Below are 16,258 nucleotides of genomic sequence, written 5' to 3' on the forward strand. Positions count from 1 at the left end.
CCGCCGTTTAAATAGTAGAACAAGGACAGGCCCACCGAATGGTTGGCCTGTCCTACCCATAGCCGATTGCAGCCTCACACCGCACAATATCATCCCAAGAGAATCCAGATTACCCGGATAAACGTTCCACCTTCACGTCAAATCCGTGACGCGTAAAACTGTTTCAAATGAAACGCTAGCCCTCATCCCCGCCACTGGTTAGCATAACTGCCCCGCAGAGCACGGTTTGCGGGCACGGACGCGAAAAAATTATTGAAAAAGTAGTGATTTAATCATGACCACTCAGCAGTTCGACGACCTGAATGTCGTCTCCCAGGACATCCTCATCACCCCGGAAGCGCTGAAAACGGAACTGCCCGTCAGCGAGGCTGCCGAAGCTTCAGTCGCCGCCGGACGCGCCGCAGTGCGCGATATTCTGGACCACAAAGACCACCGCCTGATGGTCGTCATCGGTCCCTGTTCCGTACACGATGTGGACGCCGCCATCGACTATGCCAAGCGCCTCAAGGCGCTGGCCGACAAGGTCGCCGACACCCTGCTGATCGTCATGCGCGTGTATTTTGAAAAGCCCCGCACCACCGTGGGCTGGAAAGGCCTGATCAACGACCCGCACCTGGACGACTCTTTCAAGATCGAAGACGGCCTGCACATCGGCCGTAAACTCCTGCTGGACATCGCCGAGCTGGGACTGCCCACCTCCACCGAGGCACTGGACCCGATTTCTCCCCAGTACCTGCAGGACCTGATCTCCTGGTCCGCCATCGGCGCGCGCACCACCGAATCCCAGACCCACCGGGAAATGGCCAGCGGCCTCTCCTCCGCCGTGGGCTTCAAGAATGGCACCGACGGCAGCCTGGAAGTTGCTATCAACGCCCTTCAGTCCACCGCCAACCCGCACCGGTTCCTGGGCATCAACAAGGAAGGCCAGGTAGCGATCATCCACACCGCCGGCAACAAATACGGCCACGTGGTACTGCGCGGTGGCAACGAAAAGCCCAACTATGACTCCGTGAGCGTCGCCATGTGCGAGAAAGAACTGGAAGACGCCGGCCTGGTGCCCAATATCATGGTCGACTGCAGCCACGCCAACTCCAACAAAAACCACGAGCTGCAACCGCTGGTCGTGGACAACGTCACCCACCAGATCCTGGATGGCAACAAGTCCATTATCGGTATCATGGTCGAGAGCAACCTGAAGGCCGGCAACCAGAAGATCAACAAAGATCGTAGCCAGATGGAATACGGCGTTTCCGTTACCGACAAGTGCATAGACTGGGACACTACCGAAAAACTGCTGCTGAATATGGCGGAGCAACTGCGCGGCCCGCTCAAGGCTCGACTGGGATAAGGCACGCAATGGCCAAAGCTAACCCTGCCAAGATCCAAAAAAGCCGGCATCGCCGGCTTTTTTTATTTGAAATTCGCGACTCAGCAGCGCGGACTGCATTTTGGGCGACCGGGATATCGAGTACCACCGCTACCATAGCTGCGGGTGCGTAACGCATTACATCACGACAGGGAAGTGCCCCACCAAGCACATCGCAGTAAACCTGCGCATGGCAGACCCTGCGCTGCTGGATTCGGTTAAAATCAGGCGGGTGGATGGCGCTTCGTTCTAGGCTGGTTCACACTTCCACCCTGCCCGCTCAAGGAGAATTTCGATGTCTGACGTTCAACTTACCCAGGTCATCTGCCCTTCCTGCACCACGCCGAACCGTGTACCTCACCAACGACTCGGCGATCGCCCGCGGTGTGGCAAATGTGGCGCGCCACTGGTGGATGGCCACCCGATCAATGGCACCGATGCCAATTTCCGCCGTTTCATCGACAAGAGTGACCTGCCGGTGGTGGTGGATTTCTGGGCCACCTGGTGCGGACCCTGTCAGCAGTTCGCGCCGGTATTCAGCCAGGTTGCCGGGGAACTGGCGACGCGTGCGGTGTTTGTCAAACTGGACACAGAAGCTAATCAGCAGACTGCCGGTGCTTTCCAAATCCGGTCGATTCCGACGCTGATGGTTTTTCATCGCGGACGTGAAATTGCACGTCTTTCCGGCGCCTTACCGAAGCCACAGTTTATCCAGTGGCTGGGTGAGCAGCTCCCGAAGTGCACTTGAGGCAATAGCGAACTCCGGCTGTCATCTATCTCAATCAGCCTACTTTTTCCGGGATTTCCGGATCATTTGTGTAATCTGCTTGGCGAGATCGTTCGGTACGGGGAAGTGCAGGTTGTACTGGGCGATCTTCCACTGCCCGCCTTCTCTGACCAGTACCCCGCTCCCGCGGCACTCGCCGTAAGCTTCGTTATCCAGCAACTCGTCAAACCAGGCTACGCCGTCGTGGACCACGATGGTGCGGTCTCGCGGCACATAGGTCCAGCCTTTGCCCTGGCTGAAATACGGTTTCACATACTGTTTGAAGTCTTCTACGCTCCAGCGTTCACTGGCGTCGGTGCCGATAAAGACACCGTCTTTACTGAACCGGCCAAAGTAGGCATCGAAGTCCGCGTTCGCCGCGGCCTGGTGAAATTCATCCAGTTGCCTGGCAATGGCAGACTCTGCTTCTGAATTGGTATTCGTATCGGCTGACACCAAACCTGTCTGCAGCATAACCGATGCAAACAGTAACCAAGCTTTTACCCATGATATGCCTCGAATAGCCATATCAGCGTCCTCCCATTGTTGTTACTGCCAGTATGTCGCCCGATTAAGTAGTCAAATCAGCAACAAATGCTATACCCATTAAATCTCTCGAGGAACTGGTTATGCAAGAACAGCAGAAGCTCAAGTATCTTAAAGTGGCCCTTATCGTATTTGGCGTCATATTTATTTTCGGCATCTACGCGATGATGATGTGGATATGGCCTTCCGGCTGGGGCTGGACACCCCGGCAGCCCGAGTATGAACAGATGATCATGGGTGTTTATGCGACCCTTGGAGTGTTTTTAATCCGTGCCGCAAAAGATCCGCTGGCTAATACGAGCCTTATCTGGTTTACGGTCTGGTCAAGTATTGTTCACGGTGGAATCATGCTGGTACAGGCGATTGTCGATGAAACCGAGCGTGCAAACCTGCTGGGTGACGTGCCGGCGCTCTTTTTAGTGGCAGCCGTACTATGGTATTTGATGCCACGTACGAGCAAAGCGTGAGTACGGAAGAATATATCCTGATTCAGGTTGGGATGAACACTATCGCAAGCGCTACGTTTAGCGTTACGAACGTAATGAGGCGATCACGTAAAGTCGCGACCTTATGTATTTAAATACAGAAGCAATACCAACAAACCGGTAAACCACGCCACCAACCATAAACTTCGTCTGTACCAGTTATGCCGGGCCTCCTCACGTAAATGGTGGCGGATTGCAGATTCATAAAGATCAACATTTTCCTCGCGGGCGTTGTGCCCTACCCGGTGAATACGAGCCAGGTATGACAACGCCAGCGCAACCACCACCGCGACCGCAAACCCGATCACATTCCACCATAGCCAGGAAATATCCGGCAGGAAAATCCAGCAAGTGCCATTGGTGATCATGCCCAGTAGCAAGCCGGCAATCGCATGTGGCCCTGCTACACGATGCGTCAGAAAGCCCAGTACGAAAACCGCGAGTATCGGGCCATTGGCGAGAGAGCCGATCTTGTTGATGGCTTCGAGTACGGTTGGGGCAATATCTCCCACATAGAATGCCATTAGTAGCGTAACGCCACCCCAGATTGCGGTTATCCCCCGGGAAAGTATCAGCTCCTTGTGGGGGCTCCAGCTTCCGCGGTGAAAGCGGCGCACAAAGTCTTCCATAGTGGTGGCGCTGAGGGAGTTCAGCACGGAATCCAGTGAGGACATGGCCGCGGCAAACAGCGCGACGAGACTGAGACCCACCAAACCGACCGGGAGTGCATTAATCATGTACAGCGGTACGGCGAGGTTGTATTCCGGCCCCCCTCCGGAATCCGGGAGTGCCGCGATAAACTGGGGATTTTGCGTGGCGTAAACCGCGATGCCAACACCCACCAGGCAATACAGCAATACCAGCGGGAAGCGCAGCAGGCCGTTGATCAGCAGTGCGTTGTTGGTGGCATCGATATCCCGGGTACTGAGCTGGCGTTGCACCTGGCTTTGATCGCAGCCGTAGTAGGAAACGTACAGAAACAGGCCGCCAATCAGCATTGGCCAGAAGGCGAACGTCTGACCGTCACCAAATCCGTGGTGGGAAAAGTCCAGGGTGGTTTTGCGGCCGGCATCGAATGACTGCCACATCTGCGTGAACCCACCGCTGGCATCCACAAGAAAAATCAGCACCAGTACCAGCATCGCGGCCAGAATCAGCAATTGCAGGACATCGGAATAAATAACTCCCCGTATACCACCCATCACGTCGTACACAACGGTAAATGCCCCCAGCAGTACCACCGACGCGGTGAACCCTAATCCGGTGATCAGGTCGATCACCAGCGCAATGCTGTATACCGTTACCGCGGTGGCGAAGGCACGCACAAACAGGAACAGACCACTCAAGGTCAGGCGCGTGGGAAGATCAAAGCGCTGCTCAAGATAGGCGTACACCGACACCAGCTGCAGGTGGCGGAACAGTGGCATAGCAAACAGGATCAGTACCACCATGGCCAGCGGCACCGCCAGCTCGTACTGGAGCCAGAGCAATCCACCCCCGGCCGCAAAGGCCACAAACGCCGGGGCCCCGAGAATACTGTTGGTGGAACACTGGGTAGCCATAATGGAGAGCCCCACCGGCCAGGGGCCGACGTTGCGGCCGGCCACATAGTAGTCTTCCCTGCTCTCCTGGCGACGCGCCAGCCAGTACGCCATCGCCAGCAGCCCGAAACCGTACACAGCGATAATGGCCCAATCAATCCACGAAATAGTCTGGCTCATCGCGATCCCTGTGTTCTGAATGCAATCGTGTGTCTAAACCTCGACCTGAATCTTTATCCTGCCGTTAATATTTCGCTTATGCCAGTGTCGATCAAACCTCGCCCCGAAGCCGGCCCACCCTCGTCAAGTGCAGCTCTGTTACTTGCTCCTGCCGCCGAATTTGGCAAACATACCCGTAAGCTAAAATCTGTATCGACAAGGTTTCGATGTCCATCCAGTAACGTTTTATGTGCCTGGACTTTTCGGTACCCCTTTCAACGTAACCCGGTGAAGCAACTGCGTGAGTGATTCGACCCCCAAACTGGGCTTTCAGGCCACCTGGTCCATGGCCGTGGGCGGCATGATTGGTGGCGGGATATTCTCCACGCTGGGCGTGGTGATCGAGGTTGCCGGCCCCCGGGCGTGGTTGAGCTTTCTGGTGGCCGGCGTGATTTCCCTGGCCGCCGGTTACAGCTATGCCAGCCTTGCAAGGCACTATCACGAGGGGGGCGGCGCGTTTACCTATCTTCGCAAGGTCGACAGGGACGGATTTGCTGCCAGTCTGGCGTGGATACTGATTGTTGGATATGTGCTGACCAATGCGGTGTACGCGTTTACCTTCGGACAATATATAAGCTATGTGCTGGACCTGGGGCCACTGTTCGCCCGCTTTTTTGCCATCTTGATCATATCTGTTTTTATTGCGCTTAACCTGAAAGGCGTTGCCGAAGCGGGCTGGGTGGAAACGTTTCTGGTCTGGTTCAAGCTGGTGGTACTGCTGGGGCTGGCATGTTGGGGGCTGGCTGGCTGGCAACCAGACATGCTCTCGCAGGGAATCAACGACAACGGTGTCGGCGCGGCGATCTTCGGTGCGGCTGCAATTTTCATGGCCTATGAAGGCTTCCAGCTACTTTCGTACGACTACGACGATATCAAGGATCCGGCCAAGACGATGCCGAGGGCGATGCTTTCGGCCATCGCGGTGGTGATCGTGGTTTACATTCTGGTAGCAATCGGCACAGCGATGTTGATTGGTGCGGACCAGGTGGTGAAACACAAAGAAGTCGCACTGGCAATCGCCGGGCGGGAGGCACTGGGCACAGCGGGGCTGATTATCGTCACCATCGCCGCGGCTTTTTCCACCGGTTCGGCGATCAACTCAACCCTGTTTGCCACCGCGAGACTCAGCCGCACAGTAGCCGATGCCGGGGAGCTGCCCCGTGTGTTTAGCCATCAGGATGAACAGGGAATTCCCGACCGCGCGGTGCTCTCTCTGGGGGTAGGCGCAGCGTTGCTGGCATCCATCGGCTCGCTCGAGTTGCTGGTAGAGGCCGCCAGTCTGGCGTTCCTGCTGACATTCTCGGTGGTCTGCGCGCTGGCATTCCAAAAACGCGCCGGCCTACGCTTCATTACTGGCTTTGGCGCACTGGCGGCAGCCGCGGCTTTTGTTGCGCTGGTCGTAAGACTTGCCGAAACCAGCCCGATCGCCCTGGCCGCGCTGGGCATCCTGCTTGGCTTTGCCGCCTTCGGGCGCCCTTACATTATGAAGCTTGTGCGCCGCCGGCACTGATGTCCGCGCATCGGCTGCGCACCCCATCATTTGCCTTTCAGCAGCCAGACTTTCTCCTGGGCAGGACACTTGCCCTTTAGCCCCCCGGGCACCTCAACACTATCTACGAGTACCAGTTGGTAATCGGCAGCGTAATGTTGCGCGACTTCCTGATCGCTGACACAGAACGGAGGTCCCGGCATCCGCTGTTGATCGTAGTCAAACGTGATGAGCAATTGAGCGGCAGTATCTGTCAGGTGAATCAGGTGTTGTGTGTATTGATGGCGCATGGCTTCCGGCAAGGCCACCAGCGCCGCACGGTCGTAGATGGCATCCACGGGTCCCAGATCTTCTCGTGAAAGGTGAAAAATATCGCCCACGTAAATGTCGATACATTCGTTGCCATAGCGCCGCAACGGGCCCACTTCCACAATTTCGGGTTCAACCGCCAATTCTTCAAACAGCTGGATCACCGCATCCTCGCTCAGCTCTGCACCGCAAACACTGAAGCCCTGCTTGAGCAACCAGCCGATATCCAGTGTCTTGCCGCAAAGGGGCACGAATACACGGCTCCCGGGTGTCAATTTCAGCTGCCCGAAATACTTGACCAACAGCCCGTGGGCCTCGGGGTTGTGAAAGCCGATCTCATTGCTCAGCCATTTATTCAACCAGAATGCTTTTTCCATCGAGATCTCTCCAATGCAGAAACTGGCGGGTATAATAGCACCCATGCCAGAGTTACCCAGTTTGCCCATCCAGGACGTCTTGCCTGAGCTGCAAGACGCGCTCACCGAGCACAGCAACGTGGTTTTACAGGCGCCCCCCGGGGCCGGTAAAACCACCGCTGTACCCCTTGCTCTGCTGGATAGCCCTTGGCTGCAGAACCGCAAGATCATCATGCTGGAACCACGGCGTCTTGCCGCGCGCTCCGCGGCCGCGCGCATGGCGGAATTGCTCGGCGAGCCGGTCGGCAGGACCGTGGGTTACCAGATTCGGGCGGAGCGTAAATCCGGCCCGGATACCCGGATTCTCGTCGTTACCGAGGGGATTCTGACCCGCCTGCTGCAGTCCGACCCCGAGCTCGCCGACACCGCACTGGTGATCTTCGACGAATTCCACGAGCGCAATCTGCAGGGCGATCTCGCACTGGCCCTGAGCCTGCAGTCCCAGGAAGTACTGCGGGAAGATCTTAAGCTGCTGGTGATGTCCGCCACGCTCGATGCGGGTGCCGTTGCCGGGCTCCTCGGCGATGCGCCGGTCATCACCAGCGAGGGCCGCGCCTACCCGGTAGAGATTGAATACCTTTCCCATCGGGAAGTACCCGAGGATACCCGCCAACTTCCGGCACTGATGAGCCGCAAGATTCGGGAACTGGTGGGATCAGAAGAAGGCAGCCTGCTCGCCTTTCTGCCCGGCGTAAGGGAAATACGCGAAGTGGAAAGCAACCTGCGGGAAGCCTTTGCCGATCGCGCGGACATCGTCGTCGCACCGCTGTACGGCGACCTGAGCAAACAGCAGCAGGATTCTGCCATCGCCCCCTGCCCTGGCGGCAGGCGCAAAATTGTCCTCGCCACCAATGTCGCCGAGACATCCATCACCATCGAAGGCATCCGACTGGTGGTGGACTCCGGCCTGATGCGCGAATCCCGCTTCGATCCCAACACCGGCATGAACCGTCTGGTGACCACGCAAATCTCGCAGTCATCCGCAACCCAGCGCACCGGCCGCGCAGGACGCCTCTGCGCCGGACGCAGCCTGCGCTTGTGGAGTGAATCCACCCAGCGCGGAATGGCGAAGAAAAACGCACCCGAGATCCTCCTGAGCGACCTGGCTCCGGTCATGCTGGATCTCGCACAATGGGGGGTGACCGATGTGGCGGAGCTGCACTGGCTGGATATCCCTCCACCCGGCCCCGTCGCCCAGGCGCGCACGCTGTTGCAGGAACTGGGCGCGCTGGATGAAGACCTGCGTATCACCGCCCACGGCGAGGCGATGCTGAATCTGGGAACCCACCCGCGGCTGGCACACATGATGCTGTGCGGCAATGCTCTGGGGCTCGCAGAGCAGGCCTGCTTGCTCGCGGCACTGCTTTCGGAACGGGATATTTTCCGCGGTGAGCAACGCTGGGACCGCGACATTCACAAGCGCATGGAAGTGCTGGCCGGCACCCAGCGCAGCGGTACAGGCCGGGGTGCCGAGCGACATTCCGACAAAGGCGCGGTGCAGCGCATCCGCCAGCAGGCCAAAATCTGGAAGGCGCAGTTACCGGCGCGTGCGGATATCACTCAGGCGCGTCCGGACCACATGGAAAGTACCGGCGTACTACTCGCCCACGCCTACCCGGATCGCATCGCCAAAAATCGTCACGACCGCGGGCGACGTTTTTTGCTGTCCAACGGTCGCGGTGCGCACTTCTCCCACGACGACGAACTGGCCCACGAAGAATATCTGGTGGTCGCCGATCTCGATGGCCACGGACGCGATGCCCGCATTCAACTGGCCGCGCGTATTTCCAGTGAGGCCCTGTACGAGCATTTCGATGATCGGATAATCCGCGAGACCGCCGTGCGCTGGGACGACAACGCCGGGCGCGCCGTGGCCAGCGAGCAAACTCGCTTGGAGAAGCTGGTCCTGGAAGAAAAACCAGCCCAGGAAATTTCACCGGAGTTACTGAGCCGCGCCCTGCTCGACGCTATTCGACAAAAGGGATTGCGCATCCTTCCCTGGAACAAGGAGTCCGAGAGCCTGCTAGAGCGAGTGCGCTTCCTGTCCGGGCAGGCAGACGCCTTTCCGGATCTCCTGGAACAACTCTCACTGCCGGACTGGAGCGAGTCGGCCTTACTGGAAACCCTGGATGAATGGTTGCTGCCGCATCTACATGGCCTGAACAAGCTCGACCAGCTCAAACAACTGGATCTGAAAAGCCTGCTGCTCGCGCAACTGGAATGGTCCACACAACAGCGTATTGACGAACTGGCACCGTCGCACATGGAGGTACCCAGCGGCTCGCGCATTGCCATTCAATACGGGGAGTCACCGCCGGTGCTTCCAGTGCGCTTACAGGAAATGTTCGGCCTCGCACAGACCCCGGCCATCCTCAACGGCCGCTACCCATTGATGATTCACCTCCTCTCCCCGGCACAGCGACCGGTGCAGGTAACCCGGGATCTCGCCAGTTTCTGGGCGAACACCTATCACGAGGTCAAAAAAGAGCTGCGTATCAAATACCAGAAACATTTCTGGCCGGACGACCCGGCAACGGCGCAGGCAACCAGTAAAACCAAAAAAAGAATGTAATGGACAAACTTCCAGATTGGACCAGAGATGTATTTGCGGCAGGCGCTCCCTGCGCTCATGGCTCCTCGGGACGCCACGGCGTGCCGGGCCCATGATTTAAACCGCGCAAATGGTGTGCTGACTTGGATGGCGCCACATTGTTACAATCCCTGCTTTGCCGTGCATTAAACCGAGCCCCTCACCATGAAATGGACTTCCTCAGCAAAGTTTCTGCTACCCGCTCTACTTACAGCATCCCTCAGCGCCTGCAATTTTGAAGATGTGCCCAACATGTTCCCTGAACAGGGCTACACCGACCACCCTCAAGAAATGCGGGACTTTGTCGCCGGTATTCGAGGTTATGCCCGCGGACTGAAACCCGGCTTCTTTGTTATAGGGCATGGCGCCTTGCCCTTGTTGAGTTCAAATGAACTTACCAGTGGCGACCCGGACGACGCTTACATCCGCAGTTTGGACGGGGTCGCACAAGATTCACTCTTTTACGGCTATGACGGAATCGATCTGCCAACAAGCAACAGCCGCCGCAATAGCTTGCGCAGCTACCTGGATATGGCCCGAGACACAGGCAACACCACTATATTGGTGACTGACTTTGCCGTAACTGAGCAAAAAATCGATAACGCGTACGAGCTGAATAACGATGCGGGCTATCTGGGGTTTGTTGCTGACCACACTGAACTCGACAATATTCCGATATATCCCACGGACCCCTATAAGGCAAATCGTCGCGATATTCTCGAGCTTGCAGAGGCCAGCAACTTTCTGGTTTTGACGGATACCCGCCTCAAGTCAACTCGACAGGAACTGGTTGATGCACTCGCCGAAACCGATTACGACCTGATTGTTTTGGACTTCTTTTTCAACGGAGAGGAATTCACATCAGAACAGGTTCGCCAGTTGCAGAGAAAACGTAATGGGGCAACGCGACTGATCGTTGCGACCGTAAATATTGGCAATGCTGAAAATAACCGCTACTACTGGAAAAATCACTGGGCATCCAATCCTCCAAACTGGTTGAAAGAGCAGGTTCCCGATAGCGATGAGCAGTACTATGTGAATTACTGGAACCCCGCCTGGCAAGACATCATCTACGGGGAAGCCAGCTCTTATATATACAGAATCGCCAATGCAGGTTTTGACGGTGCCTACTTACAAGGTCTCGATGCGTACGAGCATTTCCAGAACTGACCAGGTAAGAAGCCCCCGGCAATTTATCCAGGCAAAGCAGCCCTATTCAAATAATCGCATAGGAGGCGGGACCGCCCCCCATCCCGCCGCACGCACGATTGGTACGAATTAAAAGAATAGATTGCCAGTCGATCAATATGGCACCATCGTGCCACACCTCATTTTCTTCCCGCTCTTGCTTGTATTTCTTTCACACCCCACAGCGCTACGACAACGATGTCATCCAGCGGGAAAAGCAGCCGCCAAATTTCCCATTTTGCCCGTGCCACTTTTATTTTCACGTGGTTCTGGGACGCCACACCTTCATTTTCCCGTGATATTTCCGGGACCCGCATTCTTCACACAGCAGAAAAAGCGGGTTCACCCACCTCACAATAAAAATGAGAAGGCGAATATGAGAATACCGAAACAGACTGTATATCGCAGAGGTCTCTGCACCCTGCTTGCGGCGTGTTGCGCAACGTTGTTATCTGCCGGAGCCAGCGCGACCATCTTCCAGGCAGAGGACTACAACGCCTTTTACGACACCACGCCCGGTAATACCGGTGGCGCCTACCGCGCGGATGATGTCGACATCGAAGCTACCACCGATACTGGCGGTGGCCACAACGTCGGCTGGGTTGTCGCCGGTGAATGGCTCGCCTACAACAACCTGACGATCCCCACCAGCGGCGAATACACCATCCGGTTCCGCGTCGCCAGCCCCACCGGCGGCACCCTGTCCAATGACCTGAATGGTGGCTCGATCGTGCTCGGCAATCTGAGCGTACCCAACACCGGTGGCTGGCAGAACTGGCAGACGATCTCCCACCGTGTACATATTGATGCGGGCACCTATAGCCTGGGCGTTTACGCCGCGACCGGAGACTGGAACCTGAACTGGATCGAGGTCGTTGCAGATAACCCGAGCACCGGCGTCGCGACCGTTTACCAGCACTGTAACTTCGGCGGCTGGTCTGCGGCACTCGGCGTTGGCAGCTACAATCTGGCAGCCCTGCAAGCCCTCGGCTTCGTCAATGACGATGCCTCCTCCATCCGCGTATCTTCCGGCTATCAGGCCACGCTCTACGAAAACAACAATTTTTCCGGCGCCTCCGTGACGGTGACCGGTGATGATGGCTGCCTCAACAACGAAGGCTTCAACGATAACATCAGCTCGATCGTGGTGAGTCCTGCTGCAAATAATGGCCTGGTATGGGGCGACGAGTTCGACTCGATCAACAGTGCCAACTGGACCTTTGAAACCGGTGGCGGCGGCTGGGGCAATAGCGAGCTGCAGTACTACACCGCCGGCCAGAATGCGTCGATCCAGTACGACGCGCAGGCCGGCAGCAATGTGCTGGTGATCGAGGCGCGCCGCGAAGGCGGAAACAGCTGCTGGTACGGCGCTTGTCAGTACACCTCCACGCGCATGATTACCGCTGGGAAAAAGGAATTTCAGTACGGACGTATCGAAGCCCGTATCAAGCTGCCACAGACCCAGGGCATCTGGCCCGCGTTCTGGATGCTGGGCGGCAATATTCGCACTGGAACCCCCTGGCCGAATTCAGGAGAAATCGACATCATGGAGCACGTCGGTTTTGAACCAACACTCACCCACGGTGCACTGCACGGTCCCGGTTACTCCGGCAATACACCGATCATGGGCACCTACAATGTGGGCCAAAGTGTCGATACCGGTTACCACGTGTATGCGGTGGAATGGAACAGCAATGGGATCAGCTGGTACGTCGACGGCAACAATTTCTACAACGCCTCCCGGGCACAGGTCGAGCAGTACGGGCCCTGGGCATACGACCACCCCTTCTTCATTCTGCTGAACGTCGCTGTGGGCGGCAGCTGGCCCGGCAGTCCGGATGGCAGCAGCGTGTTTCCACAACGCATGTATGTCGATTACGTGCGGGTTTATCAGTAAAGACGGTAGGGGCTACCGATGCTTCCCGATCAAACCCGGTAGCCTCGCACCCAGGAACTCCCAGACCGCGTCTACGGCGCGGTTTCTGGCCTTCCGCCCCAGGCATATCAAGTGAATGGGCACGCTATCCGGGTGCTGCCAACGTGGCAAAACCGGCACCAATACCCCACTAGCCAATTCCTCTCCAATCAAAAGGGGATCGACGCGGATCACACCCAATCCCAACGTCGCCATTTCTACCATCGTGCGGCCGTCATCAGTGGTCATCGCGGGGGTGACCGTGACAGTCTCAATGACGTCGTCAGTCCCTTCGGGATCAGCAAATCGCCAATGATCCGCGTTCAACTGCTGACTTTGGAATACCAGACAGCGATGATTCAGCAACTGCCGAGGGGTGGCCGGCTCCCCGTAACGTTCCAGGTACAGCGGACTGGCAAAGTAACCCCATGTTTTTTCACCGATCTGGCGCGCCACCAGGGATGAATCCGGCAAGTGCCCTACCCGCACAGCAATATCAACGCCGGTATCTATCAAATCTACCTGACGATCATCCGCGTTGATGGTTGTGGTAACCAGGGGAAGCTCCGCCTGCAGTTCCGGCAGTAGCGGCACTAAAAAGCGTTGAGTAATCAGTGTAGAACTGCTGATCTTTACCGAACCCTTCGGCTGCTCCTCTCGGTTCTGGCGTATCTGCTCCGTATTCAATACCAGCTGCTCAAGCGTCGCCGTTGCCCGCAGCAAAGACTCACCGGATTCGGTCAAGCGCAACTTGCGGGTAGAACGCTGCAATAGGCGCTGACTGAGTCGATCCTCCAATTGCGCCACTTTCTTGCTAACTGCCGAACGAGACAGCTTCAGGTGATCCGCGGCCGCCTGAAAACTGCCACGCTTTGCTACCTGCTGAAATACATAGAGATTGGGTAATTGCAGATGTAGTGAGTCATCCATTTGTGGACTCCCCGTGATTCCGTTTATTTCCATTATGGAAACAACCTGTTTCCCAATACGTGACTAATCCGATCCAATTGTCTGGATTAGAGTGGTCACCGTCAATCACAAATGGAAATGACTTATGACCCTTAGACACTACCTGGTTACCGGCGCTACTGCTGGTATTGGCCTGACAACAGCCAAAGTTCTCGCCACACAGGGACACCAATTGACGATCACCGGGCGCGACTCCCAACGCCTGCAAAAAGCGGCTAGCGAGATTTCACAATTGAGCAACCACGCGGTAGCCACCCAATTATGTGACAGCGCGGATATGTCACAGATATTGGATATGACACGCGCATTACAGAATGATGGCATCGCGTTTGATGGACTGGTGTTGAACGCCGGCACCTTCCTGCCACAAACGTTCGAGGATCTGACCGAAACCAATTTTGACCAGACCATGGCGGTAAATTTCAAGGGCCCACTATTTAGTCTGCATGCCCTACTCCCATGCCTAAAGAACCCCGCCAGTGTCGTATTCGTTTCATCACTGGTGGTTAAAAAAGCGTTTCAGGGAGCAGCCGTCTACAGCGCCAGTAAAGCGGCCTTTGAGGCAACCGCTCTGGTACTGAACCAGGAACTGGCCGCGAGGGGAATCCGGATCAATTCGGTACGACCCGGGGTGACGGCAACAGAGATACAGCGCAAGGCGGGCATGAGCGATGAGCAGATTGCAGGACTGATGGACTCTATGCAGGAAACGCCACTGGGACGGGCGCTGCTGCCGGATGATATGGCAGCGGCAATCAGCTACCTGCTAAGCAACGCCAGTATTGGTATGCGCAATGCCCATCTGGATATTGATGGCGGTTTTGGTCTTTGACGTCAACCTGAAGCCACAAAAAAACGCGGCCAGAGCCGCGTTTTTTTAAGTTCCGAACGAGCCGGGCTCAATAGTAAGCCTGGGACTTGTCGGTGTGGTCGGTAATGTCTTTCACACCGGCCAGTTCCGGAATCTTTTCTTTCAGGGTTTTCTCCACGCCCTCTTTCAGCGTCATGTCCACCATACCGCAACCCTGGCAGCCGCCGCCGAACTTGAGTACCGCGTAGTGGTCCTCGGTAACTTCCACCAGGCTCACCTGTCCGCCGTGGGAGGCGAGGCCGGGGTTTACATCGCTGTAAAGGACGTAGTTGATGCGGTCTTCGATGGGACTGTCATCGGTGACCTTGGGCATGCGCGAGTTGGGCGCGCGAATGGTGAGCTGGCCGCCCATTTTGTCTGAGGAGTAGTCCACCCGGGCTTCGTCCAGGTAGGGGATACTGCGGCCTTCAAAGTAGGCCTTGAAGCCGTTGAGTTGCATCTCCAGATCGCCCTCTTTCTCTTCGCCGGGGCGGCTGTAGGCGATACAGGTTTCCGCGTTGGGGGTACCCGGGTTGGATACGAACATGCGGATGGCGATGCCCTCGCAGTCCTGCTTGGCCAGCAGGTCGCGCAGGTACTCCTGGGCGGAGTCGGTGATGGTAACGTTCAATTCTGACGGTTGTTCTGACATAAACCTTCTCTGATTTACCGGGCGAGAGTACCGGGTTTGAGCAATCCGGCTTCAAATGGCCGAGCGTAAATTAACCAAGGCCAAATAACCTAGCGGTGTTGTCGGGTATTTTACGCGCAACGGCCGTCAAGATAAACCGGGTGTCAGGCCAGCGCCCCCAGCAGTGCCCGGGCAGCGGCTTCGGAGGATGCCGGGTTCTGGCCGGTGATCAGTAGTCCGTCGGTACAGATATAGCTCTGCCAGTCATCCCCTTTCGAATACTCAGCACCCCGCTCCTTGAGCATGTCTTCCAGCAGAAACGGCACTACATCGGTCAGCTCAACACCGGCCTCTTCACTGTTGCTGAATCCGGTAACCCGGCGGCCTTTCACCAGCGGCTCACCGCTTTCATCGAGCGTATGCCGAAACACCGCGGGTGCATGGCAGACGGCGCCCACAGGTTTATTCGCCCGGTAGAAGCCATGGATGATGGCAATGGAGCGCTGGTCTTCAGCCAGGTCCCACAGCGGGCCGTGCCCGCCCGGGTAGAAGAGCGCATCAAACCCCTCGGTGTCCACTTCATCCAGCGTTTTGGTGTTGGCGAGAGCCTCCTGGGCGATGGGATCAGTCTTAAACCGGCGGGTGGCCGCAGTCTGTGCGTCATCGGCGTCACTTTTCGGGTCCAGCGGCGGCTGGCCACCCTTGGGCGACGCCAGGGTCACATCAGCACCAGCATCCACAAAGACGTAATAAGGCGCGGCAAATTCCTCCAGCCAGAAACCGGTCTTGTTGCCGGTATCGCCCAGCTCATCATGGGATGTAAGTATCATCAGGATTTTCATCGAACCTCCAGTCCGCTCTCAATCGGCATTCAGTAACTTTAGGCTGCCTCTCCCCCTAGTGGTGACCTCTATGCGAAATTTCCACCGCTACCCCCTGCGCCATGTAGATCATTTGGTTACAAGCTTATATACACAC

At 56.8% G+C, this 16,258-nt stretch carries 14 protein-coding genes; 8 read left to right on the forward strand and 6 right to left on the reverse strand.

The window, feature by feature from the left end; all coding sequences use genetic code 11:
* The first annotated feature begins 274 nt into the window (after positions 1-274).
* Both GTQ55_RS09560 and trxC read left to right on the forward strand, forming a co-directional pair.
* Positions 275-1,348: a 3-deoxy-7-phosphoheptulonate synthase gene (locus tag GTQ55_RS09560; protein ID WP_161858528.1), complete on the forward strand. Its 1,074-nt coding sequence runs from the start codon at positions 275-277 to the stop codon at positions 1,346-1,348.
* 313 nt (positions 1,349-1,661) lie between these two features.
* Positions 1,662-2,114, forward strand: coding sequence for a thioredoxin TrxC (gene trxC / locus GTQ55_RS09565; RefSeq protein ID WP_161858529.1), 453 nt, complete (start codon positions 1,662-1,664; stop codon positions 2,112-2,114).
* A 39-nt stretch (positions 2,115-2,153) separates the two neighbouring features.
* Here trxC and GTQ55_RS09570 read toward each other — a convergent pair whose 3' ends face one another.
* On the reverse strand, positions 2,154-2,588 hold the full coding sequence (locus tag GTQ55_RS09570; RefSeq protein WP_202620609.1) for a nuclear transport factor 2 family protein: 435 nt from the start codon (positions 2,586-2,588) through the stop codon (positions 2,154-2,156).
* A 173-nt stretch (positions 2,589-2,761) separates the two neighbouring features.
* Between GTQ55_RS09570 and GTQ55_RS09575 the strand changes: the two genes are divergently transcribed.
* Positions 2,762-3,145 carry a DUF6632 domain-containing protein gene (locus tag GTQ55_RS09575; RefSeq protein WP_161858531.1) on the forward strand — a complete coding sequence of 128 codons (384 nt, stop codon included), beginning with the start codon at positions 2,762-2,764 and terminating at the stop codon, positions 3,143-3,145.
* A gap of 101 nt (positions 3,146-3,246) precedes the next feature.
* Here the strand turns inward: GTQ55_RS09575 and GTQ55_RS09580 are convergent, their stop codons facing one another.
* Positions 3,247-4,884, reverse strand: a complete 1,638-nt coding sequence (locus GTQ55_RS09580; protein ID WP_161858532.1) for a sodium:solute symporter family protein — start codon at positions 4,882-4,884, stop codon at positions 3,247-3,249.
* Between the two features lie 280 nt (positions 4,885-5,164).
* On the opposite strand from GTQ55_RS09580, the gene GTQ55_RS09585 reads away from it, so the two are divergent.
* On the forward strand, positions 5,165-6,433 hold the full coding sequence (locus GTQ55_RS09585; RefSeq protein WP_161858533.1) for an APC family permease: 1,269 nt from the start codon (positions 5,165-5,167) through the stop codon (positions 6,431-6,433).
* 26 nt (positions 6,434-6,459) lie between these two features.
* Here GTQ55_RS09585 and tmpT read toward each other — a convergent pair whose 3' ends face one another.
* Positions 6,460-7,098, reverse strand: a complete 639-nt coding sequence (gene tmpT / locus GTQ55_RS09590) for a thiopurine S-methyltransferase (RefSeq protein WP_161858534.1) — start codon at positions 7,096-7,098, stop codon at positions 6,460-6,462.
* A 43-nt stretch (positions 7,099-7,141) separates the two neighbouring features.
* On the opposite strand from tmpT, the gene hrpB reads away from it, so the two are divergent.
* The 3 genes from hrpB to GTQ55_RS09605 all read left to right on the forward strand — a co-directional run bounded on the left by hrpB (position 7,142) and on the right by GTQ55_RS09605 (position 12,812).
* Positions 7,142-9,709, forward strand: coding sequence for an ATP-dependent helicase HrpB (hrpB, locus tag GTQ55_RS09595; protein ID WP_161858535.1), 2,568 nt, complete (start codon positions 7,142-7,144; stop codon positions 9,707-9,709).
* Positions 9,710-9,892: 183 nt separating this feature from the next.
* Positions 9,893-10,897, forward strand: coding sequence for an endo alpha-1,4 polygalactosaminidase (locus GTQ55_RS09600; protein ID WP_161858536.1), 1,005 nt, complete (start codon positions 9,893-9,895; stop codon positions 10,895-10,897).
* Positions 10,898-11,291: 394 nt separating this feature from the next.
* Positions 11,292-12,812, forward strand: a complete 1,521-nt coding sequence (locus GTQ55_RS09605) for a family 16 glycosylhydrolase (RefSeq protein ID WP_161858537.1) — start codon at positions 11,292-11,294, stop codon at positions 12,810-12,812.
* 12 nt (positions 12,813-12,824) lie between these two features.
* On the opposite strand, the gene GTQ55_RS09610 is transcribed toward GTQ55_RS09605, so the two are convergent.
* Positions 12,825-13,760, reverse strand: coding sequence for a LysR family transcriptional regulator (locus tag GTQ55_RS09610; RefSeq protein ID WP_161858538.1), 936 nt, complete (start codon positions 13,758-13,760; stop codon positions 12,825-12,827).
* Positions 13,761-13,884: 124 nt separating this feature from the next.
* Here GTQ55_RS09610 and GTQ55_RS09615 point away from each other — a divergent pair, with 124 nt between their 5' ends.
* Positions 13,885-14,631: an SDR family oxidoreductase gene (locus GTQ55_RS09615; protein WP_161858539.1), complete on the forward strand. Its 747-nt coding sequence runs from the start codon at positions 13,885-13,887 to the stop codon at positions 14,629-14,631.
* Positions 14,632-14,698: 67 nt separating this feature from the next.
* On the opposite strand, the gene nfuA is transcribed toward GTQ55_RS09615, so the two are convergent.
* Both nfuA and GTQ55_RS09625 read right to left on the reverse strand, forming a co-directional pair.
* Complete coding sequence (gene nfuA, locus GTQ55_RS09620; RefSeq protein WP_161858540.1) at positions 14,699-15,301, reverse strand: Fe-S biogenesis protein NfuA; 603 nt, start codon at positions 15,299-15,301, stop codon at positions 14,699-14,701.
* Positions 15,302-15,444: 143 nt separating this feature from the next.
* Entirely contained in the window at positions 15,445-16,122 is a 678-nt protein-coding gene (locus GTQ55_RS09625; protein WP_161858541.1) for a type 1 glutamine amidotransferase domain-containing protein, read from the reverse strand.
* Between the last annotated feature and the right edge of the window lie 136 nt (positions 16,123-16,258).

Origin of the sequence: Microbulbifer hydrolyticus (genome assembly GCF_009931115.1) — a bacterium.
Lineage (GTDB): Bacteria > Pseudomonadota > Gammaproteobacteria > Pseudomonadales > Cellvibrionaceae > Microbulbifer > Microbulbifer hydrolyticus.